Genomic DNA, 17,974 nt, shown 5'->3' on the forward strand with positions numbered 1-17,974 from the left:
TGTCCCACTCCGTCGCGTCACTCCCCCGGTTCCGGCGAGGCGCCCTCCCCGTCGCGATTCATCCGCTCGGCGTAGTCGCGAGCCCGCTCAAGCTGCTCGCTCAGCACGTCAATCGTCTTGGCGAAGGACTCGTTGGCCTGCTCGCGGAACCTGTCGATGCCGTCGAGCGTCGAGAAGACCGCGTCGTATGCGCGCCTCAGCGTCTCGGGCGAGACGCCGCTCGAGACGGCCTGCTGCTGCGTGCGCAGGGAGTTCTCCTGCAGCAGCTTGCTCGTGCGGTCGATCATGGCGTCGGTGGTCCTGTTGACGGCGTCGATCTGGTCGAGCACGAGCTTCTGGTTCTCGAGCGACTGCGCGACGATCACGGCGGTGCGCAGCGCGGTCACCGTGGTGGTCTTGGCGCGCTCGACGCCTCGGACCAGCTGGTCGTTGTTCTGCTGGATGATCCCCATCGAGAGGTAGGCCTGGATGGTCACCGCCGCCTGGGTCTGCACGTCCTGGCGGCGCTGACGCACGGCGAACAGCGCGTCGCGCTCGAGCGAGGCGGCGAGCTCGGCGTTGCCCGCGGCCCGCTCGCGCTCGATGCGCTCCACGAGAGCGTCGTCGATGCCGGTCAGCAGCTCGTAGGCGCGCCTCAGGGTCCCGAGGTTGCCCCAGAGGCTGCGCCGCTCCACGTTGAGGGCGGCGTTGTCCTTGCGCAGCAGGTCCTGCCCCTTGCCGAGCGCGAGCAGAATCGCGTTGAGCTGGCCCTGGTTGGACTCGTAGCGCCGGAAGTAGCGCCTCACGCGACTCGCGAGGGGCAGCGCCCCCAGCAGGCGCTCAGCGAAGGTGTCCTCGCCCGGCGCGAGCTCGTCGACCTCGTTGCGCAGGTCGACGAGGCTCCTGGAGACCTCCTGCTGCGCTCCCCCGGACCTGGACGTGGCCAGGGACTGCTCGAGGAAGCGGCTCGAGGTGCTGCTGGTCTCGCGAAAGGCGTCGGCGCCCACCTCGTAGATGGCGTCGACCTCCTGCTTGAACTCGAGGCTCTGGGGCGGCAGAGTCGCCACGCGCGCGACCCAGGAGCCGGCGTTGTCGCTCAGGCGCCGGAGCTCCGCGGCGTCAGGGGCGGGCACCTGCGAGAGCGCGCCCTCGACGCGCACCGGCTCGGGCGCCGGGGTCGCCTCGAGGTCGAAGCGGTCATCGGGCGCGCTGAGAAGGTCATCGGACATGGGGTCTCCTTTCATGGGGGCAGGTGGGGTCGGGCGGCAGGCGCGCCCGCGGCCGCGAGGCGGTCGGGCCACGCGGGACGTCAGCTCACGTCGAGCTCGCTCGGGCGGTGCCCGAGGCGCTGCCTCAGGTAGTCGGCGCCGGTCTCGATCTGGGTGGAGGCGCCCTCCACAATGCGCGCGCGCACGAGGTCGAGCGCGCCCGCCACGTCGGCGCACTGCCCGTCGAGCGCCGTGACGTTGCGGCGCGCGCGAGAGCTCGCGCGCCCGCCGAAGCCGAGGTAGCGCACGTTGGTGACGAGCTGCTCCCAGGCGCCCGGCAGCCAGGTTGTCGCGAGCGAGAGCACGAGGCGACGGTCCTCCTCCGCCCCGGCGGACGCGAGCTCGGGCAGGCCCACGAGCTCGACCATGGACGCCACGAGGGCGCGAAGGGACTCGGCCTCGGCGGCGATGCCCCGGGGCTCGTCCGCCGCGCACGCTCCCTCGATGCGTGCCGCCATCTCGTTCACGGCCTCCGCGGACTCCTTGAGGGCGGGGTCGGCGCCCACGAGCGCCTCAAGGTCAATGGCAGCCACGTGGCTCGGCATGTTGAGCGAGGTGAGCAGCAGCCACGACCCAGCCGACATGAGGGCGCCCGCCGCGATGAGCCCCACGCGGGCAGCGACGCCCGCGACGAGAAGGGCGGCGCCGCAGAAGACCGCGAGGACCGCCACGGACACCCCGATCGCCATGACCCTCTCGCCCCGCATCGATCCCTCCCGCTCTCTCTCCTCGCCCGACCCGGCACCCGCCCTCGTCTACAGATAGCCGCGGATCTCCTTGAAGGCGGCGGTGAGGTCCCCGTCCGCCGCGTCGAAGACGCGCCCGCCCGTGAGCTCGACGAGCTGCTCCATCTCATCCCTGCTCGCCTCGCCGAACAAGATCGCGTACACCGGGATGCCATGGACCTCGGGCGTGGCCTCATACCATGACCTGAACGCGGCGAGGTCCGGCGACTCGAGGTTCTCGCCGTCCGAGAAGAGCACGACGGAGGTCACGTTCGCGTCGGAGCGGGTCCGTGCCGCAAGCTCGAGGGAACGCTCGAGCGTCCCGTAGATCGCGGTACTGCCGGACGCGACGAGCCCCCGGACGTAGTCGCCCACGTCGGAGAGGTTCCCGTCCTCGCCGACCGTGATGTCGCGCTCGTCCTTGACCGAGGTGGCGAACTCCACAAAGTGCACCGTCTCGCGCGGCTGGAAGGTCAGAAGCGAGCCCGTCCCCTCGGCGCCCGTGTCCGTGAGCGAGCCGAGCGCCGCCTTGAGGGCGTCGAGCCGCGAACCCTCCATCGAGCCCGAGGTGTCGATCTGGAAGACCATGTTGGCGGGCTTGCGCACGTCGGAGACCCAGCTCGAGAGCAGCGCCCTCACCGTCTCGAGGCGGTTGGGGAAGGGGATCTCGAAGGCCTCCGTGGCGTCGTCGGCCGTGGTGGCGTCGGTCCGGCGCAGCGTCTCGTCGGCGATGCGCCGCTGGACGTCGTCGCGCCGCAGGTAGTCCACGAGCGCGCGGTAGGCCGCCTCGGCCCGGTCGCCACGGCCCGAGAGCAGCGTGAGCGGGTAGTCGGCGGTGATGACGCCGTCCTGGGGGATCACCTCGACGAGGCCGGGGTCCGCCAGGACCAGGGACTCGTAGTTGAAGACGCCGTCCACCGCCGAGGGGTCGTTGCCGTAGGCGTCCATGAGCCAGCCCGACGAGCCGCTCGTGAGCGCCTGTCCCTGCGCGAAGCGCGTGAGGTCCGCGGCCACCGTCTCGACGTCGTCGGCGGTGATGGCCGCACCCGTGCCCGAGAGCGCCGTGGCGAGCTCCACGAGCGCCGAGAAGCCGCTGTTGGACGAGACCGGGCTCGACATGCCGTAGCGGAACTCCCCCGAGGCGGCGGCGTCGACGACCTCGGCCCACGTCGGGCTCCGCTCGTCCCAGCCCAGCTCGGCGGCGCGATCGGCCCGCACGCCCAGCACGACGGGCGTGCGCATGATCGACGTCTCCTGGCTCACGAGCGAGCCCTTCTCGTCGAAGAGCGACATGTAGGCGTTTGACGGGAACCACGTGGCGTCGTAGTCGCCCTCGCCCGCCATCACGGCCTCCGTGCCGTCGAGCGTGCCCATGTACTCGAGTTCGACCGTGATGCCGAGCTCGTCCTGGGCGTCCTCGAGGATGCCCTCCATGTCCTTGACCTCGGACCCGGCGAGCACGCGAAGCGTGGCGCCGTCGACGGAGGGGCCGTCACCGCCCGACGCCCCCTGGGTCGCGGGAACGTCATCGGCGGGCTCGTCGGGCGCCGAGCAGGCGGGTAGCGCGAGCGCGCTCGCGATGGCACAGAGCAGGGCGAGAAGGACGACGAGGGCGCGGCGACGCGGGGCGGGTGCTGGTCTCATGGTTCTTCTCCCCTCGCGCTAGTAGAGCGCCTCGATGGTCTGGAGCATGGCGTCGGCCACCTCGTAGCTGGGGGCCTGCGTGGCGTCGATGAAGGTCCCGTCCTCCGCGTACCCGGTGAGGGACGCCCCGCTCACCGTCTCGGCGAAGGCGGCCGAGTTGGCGCCGTTGAGCCTGAAGCCGTGCCGCGCGATGACGCGCGCCATGTCGGCGTCGTTCTCGAGGACGTCCTGGACCCGCTGGCCGGCCTCCGAGAAGGCCACGACCACGTGGTCCGAGAAGATCGTGGGCGAGGGGTAGCAGATCCTCATAGACGAGGTCACGCGGGCGGGCTCGTTCATCTGCGCCTCGAGGTACTGGCTCTCGTAGATGAGGGTGAGCGGCTGGTTCATGGGCCCCTTGGAGAGGAAGGATTCCCACGGCCCCGAGGAGGACGACTGCGAGTACCCCTGGTCGAGGAAGAGGCGGGCGAGCGAGTCGGAGGCCTGCCACCGGGCGGCGTCCTCGCTCGTCACGACCGCGTTGCCGTTGAGCACGTAGCTCGCGAGGCACAGGTACATGAGCGCCGAGTTCGAGGAGCGCACGTCGGTCGTGGTGACCATGACGTTTCGGCTCGAGGGGTACGCGTCCGACCCGACGAGGTCCGTCCAGCGCCTGCCCTCCGCCACGGCATCGAGGTAGGCCGCCATGTCGAGGTACCACACGCCGTCGCGCTGCTCCGCGATGCCGTTCTGCGACAGGACGTCGAGGGCGGCGTCGCCCGTCGCCAGGGCGAGCGGCGAGTAGAAGGGCCGGGTGGTGGAGAGGACCGCGTCCCCGTGGACGTCGGCGAGGTGCGCGGCGGCGATCTCCGAGGAGGGGGAGGCGAAGTCCGCCTCCTCGATGCCGGGGCGCTCCGCCATGGCCCAGGAGCCCGAGGTCGTGACCTGCACGTCGAGGCCGTAGCGGGCGAAGATGGCCCGGGCCTCGGGGTCGGCGAAGAGAGACTCCTTCTCCGAGCCGATGACCCCTCGGACGACGGTGAGCTCCTCGGCCTGGTCGGTCGAAGGCTCGGGGGACGGAGAGCCCCCGCCCGACTCGCCGGACAGGAGCGCGATGGCGCCCGCCACCACGACCGCGGCGACGATGAGGGCCACGCCGGCGATCAGCGTCTTGGCTCGAGCTCCCACGCCACCTCCCCCACCTGAACGCATCCTTACCACAACGATACGTCCGGGGAGGGTGCGCGGGCGGGCGCCGGGGGCGAGCCTTGCGCGAGCATTACGCGGGCCTTACGCGAGCGTGACGCGCCCGCGCGGCCGGGCGGGGGCGTGCGGTCGCGCCTTCCATACGACGCAACCGGCCCGGCGGGCCGCCCGCGGCGATTCGACATAGTCCGCCCCAAGCGCACGGCTTCGCCCCCGATTTCGTACGTTCGGCGCGGGACAATGCCAGAGGCATGTCAGCGCGGGGCAATGCCAGAGGCACGTCGGTGCGGCGCGTGCCGGGTGCGGCGAGCGCGCGCCAGCGGGGTCCCGCCCGACGCCCCGCCTAGCCCAGCAGCGCCATGACCTGGCGCTTGGCGGCGAGGTACTCGTCGGTGAGCTCGAAGCTCTCGCTGGCAACGCGGTTCACGGGCACGATGCCCGCCACATGGCTCGGCTCGCCCGCGGCAGGCGCTCCAGCGAGCACGTAGATCCGGCTCGCCATCGAGACGGCCTCGTCCACGTCGTGCGTGATGACGAGCGCGGAGAGCCCCAGCTCGGCCGCCACGCCGACGAACCAGCGGCGCACGTCCGTGCGCGTGAGGGCGTCAAGCGCCGAGAAGGGCTCATCGAGCAGCGTCACGTCAGCGCCCATGAGATAGGTGCGCAGGAACGCCGCGCGCTGGCGCATGCCGCCGGAGAGCTCGCTCGGCCACTTGAGCTCGCAGCCCGCGAGGCCGAAGCGCTCAAAGAGCGGGGCGGCCTTCTCGCGCGCGTCGGCCCCCCTCATGCCCGCGAGCACGAGCGGCAGGCACACGTTGTCGATGATGCGGCGGCTCGGCAGCAGGAGGTCCTTCTGCAGCATGTAGCTCACGCGACCCGGCCGGCCGGTCACGTCCTCGCCATGCAGGAGGACGTGGCCGGCCACGGGGGTCGTCAGGCCGGCGAGCGCGTGCAGGATCGTGGTCTTTCCGCAGCCGGAGCGGCCCACGAGGCAGCAGACCTCACCGGGCGCCACGGTCACGTCGACGTCGCGCACGATGACGTGCTCACCGTCCCACGAGAGGGTGAGCCCCTCGGCCGCGAGCGCGGGAGTCGCCTGCGCGCCCGCGGCCACGGGGGGCCCGTTCTTCTCGCCAGCGCCCACGCCTACTCCAGGAAGGAGAGGTCGTAGCCGGCGTTGACGTCAAGCTGGTTGTTCACGAGGTTGTTGTCATTCAGCCACTGGTAGAAGGCGGCCCAGCGCTCGGGGTCGATCACGCCCCAGGACTCGGCGTCGTCGATGTATTTCTCGGCGAGGTAGGACTGGCTCTGGTGGACGAGGTCGCTGTCGAGCTCGGGCACCTGGGCGCAGAGGATGTCGGCGGCCTCGTCGGGGTTCTCGACGGCAAACTCGTAGCCGCGCTTGACCGCGCGCAGGAAGGCGCGCACGGCGTCGGGGTTCTCCGCGGCGAAGTCGTCGTTAGCGGCGATGACCGGCGTGTAGTAGTCAAAGACGTCGTCCACCGAGATGAACGAGAAGTAGTTGTACGGGAAGTCCTGGACCACGGCGTTCTGGACCGCCCAGGCCTCGTAGACCCACACGGTGTCGAACATGTTGGCGCGCAGGCCGCTCACCTCGTCGTCGACCTCGTAGGGCACGAGCTCGACCTGGGACCAGTCGCCGCCGTCGGCCTCCACCACGTGCTGGACCGTGGCCTGCTCGACGGGCATGTTCCAGGTGGCGTAGGTGTGGCCCTCCATGGCGGCCGGGTGCGTGATGCCGTCCTCGGCGCGGCTCATGATGCCGGAGGTGTTGTGCTGGATGACGGCGGCCACGGCGGAGTAGGGCATCGGCTGGTCGGAGGCCAGGTTGTTGGCGATGTAGTCCTGGTAGGAGACGCCCATCTGAGCCCCGCCCGCGCCGATGAGCGCGTCGGCGCCGTCCGCGGGCGGCTGCACGATCTCGACCTCGAGGCCCTCCTCGGCGAAGTAGCCCTGGTCGAGGGCCACGTAGATGCCGGTGTGGTTGGTGTTGGGGGTGTAGTCCAGCACGAAGGAGATCTTGGTCTTGTCGCCGCTCGCGCTGCCGGAGGCGCCCTGGGCGTCACCCTGGGCGGCGTCGTCGCCGGTGGTCCCGCAGCCCGCGAGCGCCGCGGTGGCACCGGCGGCGCCGGCGACGGCGACGAACTGACGACGGCTGATGCTACGGGAGAGGTTCTTATCGCTCATTGCTGTTCCTTTCTGCCCTCTTCCAGGGCATGCACGCCCGCTGGAGCAGCTCGACGAGCTTCATGAGCCCCAGCGAGAGCACGGAGATGATGATGATCGAGGCAAACATGCGGTCGTACGAGAAGGACTTGCGCACGCGCGTCATGTAGACGCCCAGGCCCGCGTTGCCGCCGAGCCACTCGGCGATGACGGCGCCCACGATGGCGTAGGTCGCCGAGATCTTGAGGCCGCTGAAGAACTGGTCGGCCGCGGCCGGCAGCTTGGCGTACCAGAAGACCTGCCAGCGCGAGGCGTTCATCGTGCGCATGAGGTCCACGACGTCCGGGTCGACCGAGCGGAAGCCCGAGGCGAGCGACACCGTGATCGGGAAGAACGTCGAGACCACCACGAGCACGACCTTGGGCAGCGCGCCGTAGCCGAGCCACAGCACCAGAAGCGGCGCTATGGCGATGGTGGGGATGGTCTGCGATATGGTCATGAGCGGCTCGAAGGCCAGGTAGAAGGCCTCGAAGCGGTCCATGAGCACGGCAAAGACGAACCCCAGCGCAACGCCGGCGGCAAGGCCGACCGCCGCCTCGGCGAGCGTGGTCAGCGAGTGGCTGGCGAGAAGCGCGGCGTCCTCGGCGAGCGCGGCTACCACCTGCACCGGCGTCGGCAGCAGGAAGTTGGGCACCACCCCGAGGTCGACGACGGCCTCCCACGCCACGAGCAGCGCGACGACCGCCGCGAGCGGCATCAGGACGCGCCGGGCGCGCGTGGGCGCCTGGGCGCGGGCGGGGCCGGAGGCAGGTCTGGGCTTGGGCGCGGGCATGGGCTAGGCCGCCGCGTCCGCGCGCTTCTCGGCAAACTCCGGGTCGCCGGGGTGGTACTTGCCGATCTTGCGGTCCGTGGACATGACGTCGCCGTCGGGGCGGAAGTTGATCTTGGCGTAGGTCATCATGTGCTTGCACCCCGCCTTGGCGCCCACGAGCTGGCAGTTCTTGAGGATCTCCATGCAGGTCTCGTAGTCGCCCTCGATGGCCGTCTCGAACGGCCCCACGAAGTAGTCGACCCCCGTGGAGTCGATGTAGGCGATGACGGCATCCACCGCGTCGCACGTGGCGTCGTCGGTGGTGGCGTCCATGGGCAGGAACTGAATCGCAACCGAGCAGTTCACGCGCCCCTCCCTCCTGGGTGCGCTGGGCACCCCGTCTTCCGTAGGTGCCCCGCGGGCGCGTGGCTTGTCCCTACGCCGGCATTACCCGGATCAGGTTACGGGTCAGGGCCGCCCGACCACCCTCGGTCTCCTGGGCCCAATCTCAGCCGGCGTGCGCCAGCCCCCCTCTGTCGGTGAGTAGTGTAGCACTCCGGTGGGCTCCGGGGGCGGGTGCGAGCCGTCCCGGCGCGTCAGGGGGCCGGCGCGCGGATGGGAGGCCCGGGCCGGCGCGTGCCACAAAACGACGCCGATTGGGTGTTTGGGCCTCGACGCGTGCCAGAAAACGACGCCGATTGGGTGTTTGGGCCTCGACGCGCTCCGCAGGTGCCGCCCCGTGCCACAAACCACGTGCGGTTGGGTGGCATGTTTGATGCGCAAGACGGGCCGTGGCCCTTCTCGCCAGAAAAAACGCAGGTGGCGAGAAGAACCTCGGGGTCACGGGACCCCCTGCCGCCCCGTTTTTGCGGGCGAGCATCAAACATGCCACCCAATCGCGCGGGGTTTTGGCGGCGCGCGGGACCCGGGAGGTCCGCGGGTTTGACGGTGCGCGGGGTTTTGGCGGCGCGCGGGTTTGGCGGTCCGCGGGCTTGGCGGTGCGCGGAGCTGCGAAGGTGCGCGGGGCCTGAGCGGCGCGCGGGGCCGTGAAGCCGCGCGGGACACCCTCCGGCCCGCGTGCCAGGGCTCGACGCACGCTCGCCGAAGACGGCATGGCGGCACGCCGCGAGCGGAGAAGAATTTGAATATCGTTCAAAACTCGCAGAAGGAGGTTCGCATGCCCGAGAAGTTCCCGGCGCTCAACAGCCCGTTTTCCATCGGCAAGGTGACCATCAAGAACCGGTTCGTGATGGCGCCGGTCACCACGGGCACCTACCTCAACCCCGACGGGTCCTTCTCGCCGTCGGGCATCGAGTACTTCGTCCGCCGCGCGCAGGGCGGCATGGGCCTGCTCCAGACCGGAGCGCTCAACACCGACTCCGAGGTCGACCCCTACTCCGCGCTCGGCGGGACCTTCCGCACCGCGCCCGACGCGTTTCTCGCCACCTCCGACGCCATGCTCACGCGCACCCGCGCCTACGGGGCGCGGTTCTTCGTGCAGCTGACGCTCGGGCTGGGCCGCAACTACCCCGGCCTCGGCGGGCCGTCCGAGAACCCGGTCTTCGGCGCGCCGGACCAGGTCTCCCCCGAGCTCACCGTCGACCAGATCCACCGCAAGGTCGAGCAGCTCGTCGAGGCCGCGGCGATAGCCCAGAGGGCGGGCTTCGACGGCGTGGAGGTGCACTCGATCCACTGGGGTTACCTGCTCGACCAGTTTGCCTCCTCGCTCACCAACCGCCGCACGGACGAGTACGGCGGCAGCCTCGAGAACCGCCTGCGCGTCTCCCGCGAGATCTGCGAGGGCATCAAGCAGACCTGCGGCGAGGACTTCCCCGTCACCATGCGCCTGGGCCTCAAGTCCTACGCCAAGGGCTTCATGCAGGCGAGCTTCGACGGCTCCGACGAGGCCTACCGCACCCTCGAGGAGGGCGTGCGCATCTGCCAGCTGCTCGAGGCCGCGGGCTACGACGCGCTCGACGTGGACACCGGGACCTACGACTCGTTCTACTACGCGTGCCCGCCCATGTACCTGCCGCGCGGCTACATGGCCGAGCTCGCCGAGCGCGCCAAGGAGGCCGTGGAGGTCCCGATCATCGTGGGCTCGCGCATGGGCGACGTGCGCCTTGACGAGAAGGGCATCGAGGAGGGCAGGTTCGACGCGGTGGCCATCGGCCGGCCGATGTTCGCGGACCCGGACCTCCCGCGCAAGGTCGAGGCCGGCAGGCCCGAGAAGATCCGCCCGTGCATCGCCTGCAACCAGGGCTGCCTGGGGCGCCTCTTCGCGCAGCTACCCGTGGGCTGCGCGGTCAACCCGGAGGTCGGCCGCGACCCGAGCTACGCCGTGACGGCGGCGCCGCTCAAGAGGCGCGTCGTGGTGGTCGGCGGCAGCGTGGCCGGCATGGAGGCCGCGCGCACGGCGCGGATGCGCGGGCACGACGTGACGCTGCTCGAGAGGACCGACGAGCTCGGCGGGCACCTCGTTACGGGCGGCGCCCACGACTTCAAGGTCGAGGTGCGCGAGCTCAACGCCTGGTACCAAGGCGAGCTCGCGGACCTCGGGGTGGACGTGCGCACGGGCTGCGAGGCCACGCCCGAGCTCGTCGACTCGCTCGAGCCCGACGCCGTGGTGCTCGCCACGGGCTCGGCTGCCGTGACGCCCCCGATCGAGGGCGCCGACCACCCCAAGTGCGTGGGCTGCGTCGAGGCGCTGCGCGACGAGAGCCGCCTCGGCCAGAGGGTCGTGGTCGTGGGCGGCGGCCTCGTGGGCTGCGAGCTGGCGCTCGACCTCGTCAACAAGGGCCGCGACGTGTAGATCGTCGAGGCGCTGCCCGACATCCTGTCGAGCGGGATCGCCGTCCCGCTGCCCAACGCCATGTACCTGCGCGACGCCTTCGCCTACCACGGCACGCCCGTCCACACGCTCACCCGCATCGCCGCGGTGACCGACGAGGGCGCGGTGGTCGAGGACGCCACGACCGGCGAGCGGCGCACGATCGCGGCCGACTCCGTGGTGATCGCGGTGGGCTTTGCCCCGGTGCCCTCCATGGCCGAGGAGCTCAGGGGCCGCGGCTACGGCGTCTTCGAGGTGGGCGACGGCCGCCAGGTGGGCAACATCATGACCTCGATCTGGGACGCCTACGAGGTGGCGCACACGCTCTAGGCGCGCACCCGCCGGGCGAGAAGAACCAGCGGCGGGGGCTCCGCGCGGGCCCCCGCCCTACGGGCGGACCTCCAGCCCGAGCTCGGCGGCCAGGACTCGCGCGGCCTCGCCGGCGGCCAGCGCGCAGAAGCGCTGGCACTGGGCGCGCCGCTCGGGGCTCCCCCACTCCATGCCGCGCGTGAGCGCGCGGCAGCAGGTGACGTGCTTGCCGGTGCCGTCGCGGAAGGCGTCGTGCAGCTCGGCAACGAGCGGCTTGGCGCGGCCCTTGTCGCCGGTCATGAGGCCGATGAAGGCCACGCCGCCGCCCAGCGCCCCGCACACGCAGCCGGAGCCTCCGATGCCGCGGCCCATGCCGGCGCCCGCCGCCACCGCGAGCTCGCGCGGGAAGTCCGGGCGGAAGGCGTCCCACAGCGCCGCGATCACCGACTCGCCGCAGTTCATGTGCGCGTCGCCCTGCCTGCCGTTGAACTCGCTCGCCGCGGCGGCCACCGCGGACACGCTCACGCTCTCGTTCATCGCGTCTCCCCTCGCTTCGCTGACCTCGCCATCATAGGCGATTGACGGGCCGGAGGCCGCGCGGCGCCCGCGCCTGTCGCGCCGCGACGCCAAAATGGGTCGCAACCCCACGCGCCCGCCGCGCTACCCTAGTGTCCTCAGACCCAACGAGAAGGACCTCCCCATGAAGATCTTCGCCTATGCCCTGCGCCCCTATGACGAGCTCGGCTACCTCGACGCGCTCAGCCGCGAGCTCGGCTTTGGCTACGACTGGACGCCCGACTACCCCACCCTGGACAACGCCCATCTCGCCGCGGGCGCCGACATGCTCTCCATCATCACCAACCCGATGACGCCCGAGCTGCTTGGCACCTACCGCGACCTCGGCGTCCGCGGCATCGCCACGCGCTCGATCGGCTACGACCACATCGACCTCGACGCCGCCCGAAGCCTGGGGATCCGCGTGGCCCACGCCGCCTACCCGCCCGAGGGCGTGGCCAACTACGCGATCATGCTCATGATGATGGCCCTGCGCAAGGTCAAGCTCGTGCTCGCGCAGGCCGCCGTCCAGGACTTCAGCCTGGCCGGCAAGCTCGGCCGCGACATCTCCGGCTGCACCGTGGGCGTGGTGGGCACCGGCCGCATCGGCGCCACCGTCGTGCGCCACCTGCGGGGCTTTGGCTGCCGCGTCCTGGCCTTCGATCCCTGCCCGCGCGACGACCTCGCCGGGCTCGCCACCTACGTCACGCTCGACGAACTTCTCGCCAGCTCTGACGTCGTCACGCTCCACGCGCCGGGCCTGCCCGAGAACCACCACATGATCGGCGCCGCCGAGCTCGCGCGCGCAAAGCGCGGCGTGGTCCTCGTCAACGCGGGGCGCGGCACCCTCGTGGACACGGCGGCCCTCGTCGACGCGCTCGAGTCCGGCCAGGTGGGGGCGGCCGCGCTCGACACCATCGAGAACGAGTCCAACCTCTACTACCTCGACCGCAGCCGCGACGTCCTGCCCAACCGCGACCGGGCGGTCCTCTCGGCGATGCCCAACGTCATAGTCTCGCCGCACATGGCGTTCTACACCGGCGAGGACGTCGAGGGCATGGTCCGCGGCTCCACGAGCGCGCTTCTCGCCTTCGCCGCGGGCGAGGAGACGCCCTACGAGGTTCGCTAGGCGCAGGGCGAGGAAGGGAGGTCCCGTGACAGGAAGGACGCACGTGGCGGCGGGCGTCGCCGTGGCGCTCCTCGCTGCCGGCCCCGCGGCCGGGCTCCCCGCGCTCGCGCTCGCCGCCGGAGGCGGGGCCGTCGGGGCGACCATCCCCGACCTCGACGTGCGCGACCCGGCCCACCCGCACCGAGATTGCCTCGCGCGCGTCGCCTCGGCGGCCCTGCTCGTCGCCGGGCTCGCGGCCGACGCCGCTTCCGGCGGAACGCTCCTTCGTGCGGCCTCGTCGGCCGGGGCCGCCCCGCTCGCGCTCGGCGCGCTCGGCCTCGCGGGCCTCCTCTGCGCCACGCGCCTCTCGTCGCACCGAGCCTTCTCGCACTCTCTCCTCGCGCTCGCCGGCTACGCCGCGGCCACCCATCTCCTGGCCGCCCCGCTCGCGCTGCCCGTGGCGCTCGGCTTTGCCTCGCACCTCGCGCTCGACGCGCTCAACCACCGCGCGGTGCGCCTGCTCTGGCCGCTGCGCGGAGGCGTTGCCCTCGGGCTGTGCCGCACGGGCGGCGTCGTGGACTCGTGCGTGCTCGTCGCCGCGCTCGCGGCGGCGGGCGGGGCGCTCTGGCGCGCGCTCGCGTGACGGGGGCGCCGCGCGGCGCTACGCGTCCTCGGGCTTCTCGGACTTCTCGGGCTTCTCGGCCTTGTCCGCGGCGTCCCTGACGACCGGGGCGCGACGGCTGCGCTGCTCGATCTCCTCGGCGGTGAGGACGTCCTCGATACGCAGGTTGACGCCGGCCACCTCGAGGCCCGTCATGCCCGTGACCTGCTTCACCACGGCGCGCTTGACGTCCTCGAAGACCTGCGGCGCGTACGCCCCGTACTCGATGAGCACGGAGATGTTCACGCGCACGGCGCTCTCCGGCGTCACCTCGACGGTGACGCCCTTGGTGGAGTCGCTCGCGCCGAAGGCGTCCTGCACGCGGTTGAACCAGCTGCCCTTCATGCCCACCACGCCGGGCACCTCGCGCATGGCGATGGCCACGATCTTCTCGATCACGCCGTTGGAGAAGGTCAGCGAGTCCTCGGAGTCCACGTCCTCGTCGTCGGTGACGGCCTCGATGTCCTGGCCCGCCGCGCTCGGGGCAAGCTCGGTCCCGGCGTCCTCGTCGGGCTCGACGTCCTGGCGGGACCTGCTCTCGTCTGTGCTCATGTCTGCTCCTCGATGTCAGGGCGCCGAGACGCCGCAGTTGCTACTGGTTGCCGCGCGAGAAGAGCCGACGCAGCGCGTTCACGATCTTGGGGTCCCCGTCCGCGAGCTGGCCCACGGCCACGCCCGCCACCACGAGGACCGCGATCACGATGGTGTACCACGGCCCGATCGCGATGAGCACGAGCGCGGCGAGAAGCCCCACGAGCCCGCCCCAGAAGGCGTTCTCGTTGCCGGGGAAGGTCCGGCTCACCCATGCCGTGACGGCGCCGATCCCGCGCGCACGGGACTCCTCGCGTCCCTCGGGCGCGGAGCCGGGTGTCGCGTCCGGGGCGGCCTGGCGCTCGTCCCTCTCGCCCTGCTCGACCTCGACCTTGGGCCGGCGGTCCTTCTCGTCAGCCATCTCACGCCTCCCTCTCGGCGTCGCGGGCAGGTCCCATGGACACCGTGATCTCGCTCGTCGAGTCCGGGGTCGCGGGGGCGACCTGCCCGGCCTCGGGTGCGGCCTGCCCGGCCTCGTCCTCCTGCGCGGAGGCGAGCGTCACGGACTCGGGCTCCACGAACTCCAGGCTCACGTCCTCGACCTTGTCGCCGCACACCGCGGCGAGGCCGTCGATCAGCTCCTCGTGCAGCTCGGCGCCCTTGGCCACCACGTCGACCGTCTCGTGCGGGAGCACGCGGACGTGCACGCGCACGTGCCCGCGCGCCTTGGCGTCGACGCGGACGCGCGCGGCAGCGCAGGTCCCGTCCGCCTCGACGATGTGGGAGGCCTGGGCGGCGATGGCATCACGCGTGACCGAGATCACGCCGCCGTCCACCGTGGCGATCTCGACGGTGCGCACCGTGCGCCGCGAGAAGAGCGCGCGCAGGAGCAGCACGAGCAGGCCGAAGGCGCTTATCGCCAGGCACGCGACAACCGCGAGCGAGTACTCCCCCACGGCGAAGAGCGCCGAGGCGGCCGAGGTCCACGGCCCGTACCAGGTGAGCGCGAGGGCTGCGAGCGCGGCGAGGTCCGCCAGCACGAAGACGATCGCGCACAGGCGCTTGAACACACTCATCGAAGATCTCCCATCAGCCGAAGTCTGACAGCTGCCCCTAGGATACCCCTTGCCCCGGACGGACGTCTCGCGGGGCCGGAGAGTCCGCACGCTCTCCCGAGGCGCGCCGGCGGCCCGGGCGCCGGACCGCGAGACGCGCGAAGGCGAGCCCGAGCACGGCCGAGCTCACGGAGGCGAGCAGGATCGCGCACTTGGCGGCCACCGCGTCGGCGGGGTCAGCGAAGGCCAGCCCCGTGATGAGGATCGACATGGTGAAGCCCACGCCTCCCAGGAGGCCCACGGCCACGACCTGGGGCCAGTCCATGCCGCGCGGCAGGCGCGCGAAGCCCAGGCGCACGAGCAGGACCGTCACCAGGACGATGCCGAGCGGCTTGCCCACCACGGCGCCGAGGTAGACGCCGTGGGCGACCGGGCTCGTGAGCAGGGAGCCGAGGTTCTCGCCCACGAGGTGGAGCTCGGCGTTCACGAAGGCGAAGAGCGGCAGCACGCCGAAGTTCACGGCCACCGAGACGTAGCGCTCCATGCGCTGCAGCGGCGGCGTGACGTGGTGCATCACGCGCTCGACGCGCCACGCCCCCTCGGTGAAGTCGTGCTGGCCGAGCACGTGGTGGGCGTCGTCATAGGTGTCGTCGAGGTCGTGGGCGCGCCGCTCGAGCCAGCCCCCGAGCTCGCCGAGGCGCACGTCGGAGCGGCTCGGCAGCGCGAAGGCGAGGATGACGCCGGCGAGCGTGGCGTGGATGCCCGAGTTGAACAGGCACGCCCACAGCACGAGCCCCACCACGACGTAGGGGGCGAGCGAGTAGACGCGGGCGCGGGCGAGCGCCGCGAGGGCGCCCGTGCAGGCGAGGGCGGCGAGGCACCAGCCGAGCTGGGGGACCTGCCCGTAGAAGAGCGCGATGACCACGATGGCGAGGATGTCGTCGGCGATGGCGAGGGTCTGGAAGAAGACCTTCGTTGAGGGGGAGATGCGGTCCCCCAGAAGCGACACCACCCCGAGCGCGAAGGCGATGTCGGTGGCAATGGGCACCGCCCAGCCGCGCGCCGTGGGCGCGCCGAGGTTGAGCGCCAGGTAGATGAGCGCCGGCACGCACACCCCGCCCACCGCGGCGAGCATGGGCAGCATGGCCTGGCGCGGGCGGCGCAGCTGGCCGACCGTCATCTCGTACTTGAGCTCGATGCCCACGAGCAGGAAGAAGACGGCCATGAGGAAGTCGTTGACGAACTGCTCCACCGTGAGCGAGACCGTGAGCGGCCCCGCCCCCAGCTCGAGCGGCTGGGAGAGCAGCCACTCCGTCCCCTCGTAGAGCGGCGTGTTGGCCACCACCAGGGCGAGAAGGGCCGCGCCCACCATGACCGCAGCGGCGACCGTCGAGCTGCCCGTCACCGAGCGCAGCGCGCCGCGGCGCTCGAGGCGGCGCACGACCGCGGGCTCCCCGTAGATGCTGCCCACGCGCCTCACTCCCCGCCCGCGCCGAGCAGCAGGGCCTGCTCGACGGCGACCTTGGCGGCCAGCGCGTCCATCGCGGCCTGGATGAGCCGCGCGAGCTCGGGCGCCGCCGGCTCTCCGGATGCGTCGACGAGCGTGAGCGGGCGCGCGTCCCCGGCCGCGCCGTTCTTCTCGCCGGCCGCGCCGTCCCCCTCGCCGGGCGCGTCTGGCGAGAAGCGCGCCGCGAGGGCGCGCTCGAGGGCGGCGCAGGAGTCGTCGTAGAGCGCCTCGAGGTCGAGCCCCGAGTCCCAGATCTGCCCTGCGAGCTGCGAGACCTGCGCGATCGAGAACACGCGCTTGAGCGCGCAGACAAACAGCAGCGACGCCACGTGGCGGCGCGTGTAGCGCTTGCGGCGCGGCGCCGGGATCACTCCCTGCTTGACGTAGTTGTTGACCATCGACCCGGTGACGGGGGTCTCCCCGGGCACCTGCATGAACTCGAGCTCCTGGCTGACGAGCGTGATGAGCTGGTCCAGGTAGAGCTCGATGCGCGGCATCTCGCGGATGCGCGAGAGGTGCACCGTCGACATGCGCTCGGCGAGCTCGCGAAGGTCCTCGGCGGAGACGGGGCGGACCTGGGCGACGCGGTTCTTCTCGGCCATGTTCCTCCTGTGAAATGCGACCGAATACCGAAATCCATGTTATCTAGTATTCAAGACTACGTGAGAGCACTATAGTCTGAACCCAATGATACCGCCGACACGCGACGTCATGTCACGAGGGGGAAGCCATGAGCGAGCAGCGCATCGCCGTCATCACCGACACCGGAACCGACACGCCCGAGGCGTTCGTCGCCGCCCACGACGTGCGCGTGGTGCCGCTGCGCATCAACTACTCCGACGGCTCCACGTTCGAGTCGGGCGTGGACATCACGCCCGAGCAGCTCGTGGGCCGCTTTGCCGAGGAGGTGCCGAGCACCTCGCTGCCCTCGCCGCTCAGGATCCAGGAGACCTTCGAGGGCGCCCGGCGCGACGGCTACGACGGCGCGGTCTTCGTCGCCATCTCCTCGGGGCTCTCGGCAACCTACGAGACCGTGAGCATGGTCGCGCGCCAGATGGAGGCCGACGGCTTCCCCGTCGTGGTGGTCGACACCAAGAGCATCGGCGTGGCGGCCGGTCTCGTCGTGATGGAGGCCGTGCGCCAGATCGAGGCGGGCATGCCGCTCTCCTCGCTCGGCAGCGTCCTCGAGGGCGTGGCGAGAAGGACCCGCGTGTTCTTCTCGGTGCAGAGCCTCGACTTCCTGCACAAGGGCGGCCGCATCGGCGACGCCGAGTACCGCCTGGGCAGCGTGCTCAGGATCAAGCCGGTCTTCACCTGCGACGAGGCGGGCAAGTACGTGGTCGCCAAGAAGGCGCGCGGCTGGAAGCGCGCCCTCGACGAGGAGGTGCGCCTGGCCGTGGAGGCGGCGCGCGCCCACGACCGGGTGCGCCTCGCCATCTGCAGCTACGAGGACGAGGGCATCTTCGAGCGGCTCGAGGAGCAGCTGCGCCGCGAGGTGGGTGCGGTGAGCGAGGTCGTCGAGGTGCTGCGCTCCGGCATCTCCGCCGACCTGCTCGTGCACACCGGGCCGAGCCTGGCCGGCGTCGCCGTTATGGGCTGCTAGGGGCGGCGCGTTTGAG

17 protein-coding genes and 1 pseudogene are annotated in these 17,974 nt (G+C 71.4%); 4 read left to right on the top strand and 14 right to left on the bottom strand.

The genetic code is table 11. The features are described 5' to 3' along the window. Positions 1-17: 17 nt before the first annotated feature. The 8 genes from B5F23_RS02740 to B5F23_RS02775 form a co-directional block, all read right to left on the bottom strand. Complete coding sequence (locus tag B5F23_RS02740) at positions 18-1,208, bottom strand: toxic anion resistance protein (RefSeq protein ID WP_143786344.1); 1,191 nt, start codon at positions 1,206-1,208, stop codon at positions 18-20. A gap of 80 nt (positions 1,209-1,288) precedes the next feature. After that, positions 1,289-1,954: a hypothetical protein gene (locus B5F23_RS02745; RefSeq protein WP_087351545.1), complete on the bottom strand. Its 666-nt coding sequence runs from the start codon at positions 1,952-1,954 to the stop codon at positions 1,289-1,291. A 48-nt stretch (positions 1,955-2,002) separates the two neighbouring features. After that, entirely contained in the window at positions 2,003-3,616 is a 1,614-nt protein-coding gene (locus B5F23_RS02750; RefSeq protein WP_087351548.1) for a vWA domain-containing protein, read from the bottom strand. A gap of 18 nt (positions 3,617-3,634) precedes the next feature. Further along, positions 3,635-4,783, bottom strand: coding sequence for a hypothetical protein (locus B5F23_RS02755; protein ID WP_087351551.1), 1,149 nt, complete (start codon positions 4,781-4,783; stop codon positions 3,635-3,637). Positions 4,784-5,144: 361 nt separating this feature from the next. Continuing rightward, a complete protein-coding gene (locus tag B5F23_RS02760; RefSeq protein WP_087351553.1) occupies positions 5,145-5,945 on the bottom strand; it encodes an ABC transporter ATP-binding protein in 801 nt (266 codons plus the stop codon). Between the two features lie 2 nt (positions 5,946-5,947). After that, positions 5,948-7,009 carry an ABC transporter substrate-binding protein gene (locus B5F23_RS02765; protein WP_087351556.1) on the bottom strand — a complete coding sequence of 354 codons (1,062 nt, stop codon included), beginning with the start codon at positions 7,007-7,009 and terminating at the stop codon, positions 5,948-5,950. After that, entirely contained in the window at positions 6,999-7,745 is a 747-nt protein-coding gene (locus tag B5F23_RS02770; protein WP_446723472.1) for an ABC transporter permease, read from the bottom strand. Before B5F23_RS02770 ends, B5F23_RS02765 begins: the two co-directional genes overlap by 11 nt. 78 nt (positions 7,746-7,823) lie before the next feature. Continuing rightward, the gene (locus B5F23_RS02775) at positions 7,824-8,165 is read right to left on the bottom strand and encodes a thiamine-binding protein (protein WP_087351562.1); all 342 of its coding nucleotides are present in this window, start codon (positions 8,163-8,165) and stop codon (positions 7,824-7,826) included. 811 nt (positions 8,166-8,976) lie between these two features. Here B5F23_RS02775 and B5F23_RS02780 point away from each other — a divergent pair. Further along, positions 8,977-10,959 (top strand): annotated as a pseudogene (locus B5F23_RS02780) (oxidoreductase). Positions 10,960-11,016: 57 nt separating this feature from the next. Here the strand turns inward: B5F23_RS02780 and B5F23_RS02785 are convergent. Continuing rightward, a complete protein-coding gene (locus B5F23_RS02785) occupies positions 11,017-11,475 on the bottom strand; it encodes a C-GCAxxG-C-C family protein (RefSeq protein WP_087351565.1) in 459 nt (152 codons plus the stop codon). 163 nt (positions 11,476-11,638) lie between these two features. Here B5F23_RS02785 and B5F23_RS02790 point away from each other — a divergent pair, with 163 nt between their 5' ends. Together B5F23_RS02790 and B5F23_RS02795 are read left to right on the top strand one after the other, a co-directional pair. Continuing rightward, positions 11,639-12,622 carry a D-isomer specific 2-hydroxyacid dehydrogenase family protein gene (locus tag B5F23_RS02790; RefSeq protein WP_087351568.1) on the top strand — a complete coding sequence of 328 codons (984 nt, stop codon included), beginning with the start codon at positions 11,639-11,641 and terminating at the stop codon, positions 12,620-12,622. A gap of 25 nt (positions 12,623-12,647) precedes the next feature. After that, the gene (locus tag B5F23_RS02795; protein WP_087351571.1) at positions 12,648-13,244 is read left to right on the top strand and encodes a metal-dependent hydrolase; all 597 of its coding nucleotides are present in this window, start codon (positions 12,648-12,650) and stop codon (positions 13,242-13,244) included. A gap of 18 nt (positions 13,245-13,262) precedes the next feature. Here B5F23_RS02795 and B5F23_RS02800 read toward each other — a convergent pair whose 3' ends face one another. From B5F23_RS02800 to B5F23_RS02820, 5 genes are read right to left on the bottom strand one after another with little or no spacing between them, the layout of a single operon-like run. Next, a complete protein-coding gene (locus B5F23_RS02800; protein ID WP_087351574.1) occupies positions 13,263-13,814 on the bottom strand; it encodes an Asp23/Gls24 family envelope stress response protein in 552 nt (183 codons plus the stop codon). Between the two features lie 40 nt (positions 13,815-13,854). Next, positions 13,855-14,214 (bottom strand): DUF2273 domain-containing protein, encoded by a 360-nt coding sequence (locus B5F23_RS02805; protein ID WP_087351577.1) that lies wholly within the window; start codon positions 14,212-14,214, stop codon positions 13,855-13,857. Position 14,215: 1 nt separating this feature from the next. Further along, complete coding sequence (amaP, locus tag B5F23_RS02810) at positions 14,216-14,869, bottom strand: alkaline shock response membrane anchor protein AmaP (protein WP_087351579.1); 654 nt, start codon at positions 14,867-14,869, stop codon at positions 14,216-14,218. Between the two features lie 37 nt (positions 14,870-14,906). After that, on the bottom strand, positions 14,907-16,319 hold the full coding sequence (nhaA, locus tag B5F23_RS02815) for a Na+/H+ antiporter NhaA (protein ID WP_087351582.1): 1,413 nt from the start codon (positions 16,317-16,319) through the stop codon (positions 14,907-14,909). Between the two features lie 5 nt (positions 16,320-16,324). Beyond that, on the bottom strand, positions 16,325-16,957 hold the full coding sequence (locus B5F23_RS02820; protein ID WP_087351585.1) for a DUF1836 domain-containing protein: 633 nt from the start codon (positions 16,955-16,957) through the stop codon (positions 16,325-16,327). Between the two features lie 128 nt (positions 16,958-17,085). Between B5F23_RS02820 and B5F23_RS02825 the strand changes: the two genes are divergently transcribed. Then, the gene (locus B5F23_RS02825) at positions 17,086-17,958 is read left to right on the top strand and encodes a DegV family protein (protein ID WP_087351587.1); all 873 of its coding nucleotides are present in this window, start codon (positions 17,086-17,088) and stop codon (positions 17,956-17,958) included. Positions 17,959-17,974 lie beyond the last annotated feature (16 nt).

Source organism: Olsenella sp. An188, from assembly GCF_002160255.1.
In the GTDB taxonomy this organism is placed as follows: domain Bacteria; phylum Actinomycetota; class Coriobacteriia; order Coriobacteriales; family Atopobiaceae; genus Thermophilibacter; species Thermophilibacter avistercoris.

Excerpts from the sequence above, each read along its gene's own strand:
- B5F23_RS02740 (WP_143786344.1), bottom strand. The coding sequence starts at position 1,208 with ATGTCCGATGACCTTCTCAGCGCGCCCGATGACCGCTTCGACCTCGAG.
- B5F23_RS02745 (WP_087351545.1), bottom strand. The coding sequence starts at position 1,954 with ATGCGGGGCGAGAGGGTCATGGCGATCGGGGTGTCCGTGGCGGTCCTC.
- B5F23_RS02750 (WP_087351548.1), bottom strand. The coding sequence starts at position 3,616 with ATGAGACCAGCACCCGCCCCGCGTCGCCGCGCCCTCGTCGTCCTTCTC.
- B5F23_RS02765 (WP_087351556.1), bottom strand. The coding sequence starts at position 7,009 with ATGAGCGATAAGAACCTCTCCCGTAGCATCAGCCGTCGTCAGTTCGTC.
- B5F23_RS02770 (WP_446723472.1), bottom strand. The coding sequence starts at position 7,745 with ATGCCGCTCGCGGCGGTCGTCGCGCTGCTCGTGGCGTGGGAGGCCGTC.
- B5F23_RS02785 (WP_087351565.1), bottom strand. The coding sequence starts at position 11,475 with ATGAACGAGAGCGTGAGCGTGTCCGCGGTGGCCGCCGCGGCGAGCGAG.
- B5F23_RS02790 (WP_087351568.1), top strand. The coding sequence starts at position 11,639 with ATGAAGATCTTCGCCTATGCCCTGCGCCCCTATGACGAGCTCGGCTAC.
- B5F23_RS02800 (WP_087351574.1), bottom strand. The coding sequence starts at position 13,814 with ATGAGCACAGACGAGAGCAGGTCCCGCCAGGACGTCGAGCCCGACGAG.
- B5F23_RS02805 (WP_087351577.1), bottom strand. The coding sequence starts at position 14,214 with ATGGCTGACGAGAAGGACCGCCGGCCCAAGGTCGAGGTCGAGCAGGGC.
- amaP (WP_087351579.1), bottom strand. The coding sequence starts at position 14,869 with ATGAGTGTGTTCAAGCGCCTGTGCGCGATCGTCTTCGTGCTGGCGGAC.
- B5F23_RS02820 (WP_087351585.1), bottom strand. The coding sequence starts at position 16,957 with ATGGCCGAGAAGAACCGCGTCGCCCAGGTCCGCCCCGTCTCCGCCGAG.
- B5F23_RS02825 (WP_087351587.1), top strand. The coding sequence starts at position 17,086 with ATGAGCGAGCAGCGCATCGCCGTCATCACCGACACCGGAACCGACACG.